The organism is Bacillus pretiosus, assembly GCF_051294775.1.
GTDB classification, from domain to species: domain Bacteria; phylum Bacillota; class Bacilli; order Bacillales; family Bacillaceae_G; genus Bacillus_A; species Bacillus_A wiedmannii.
Map to the genome: position 1 here is coordinate 1 of NZ_JBPPHF010000406.1, position 290 is coordinate 290.

1 pseudogene is annotated in these 290 nt (G+C 35.9%); it reads right to left on the reverse strand.

Features of this window, described 5'->3' with window-relative positions:
• Positions 1-290 (reverse strand): annotated as a pseudogene (locus ACSG5Z_RS31470) (sensor histidine kinase); the annotation flags it as partial.

Genomic DNA, 290 nt, shown 5'->3' on the forward strand with positions numbered 1-290 from the left:
ATCTAACACGTTATGAAGCACTTGTAGCATACGATCCTCATCAATCATTACAATGATATCTGGATTTAACTTTGTTGAAATACGAATTTTCTTTTCTATAACCTTAATCTCATACGTATCTAACACATCTTCAATCAGTTGTGAAAAAACGATAGGTTGTTTCTTTAACGGAAAATGTTCACCTTCTAATTGTGCTAAATCTAATAAATCAGGAACGAGACGCTGCATACGACCCGCTTCTTTATGAATGAGCTGTGTTACTTTTTCCTGCTGTGGTCCCTTCGCTACAC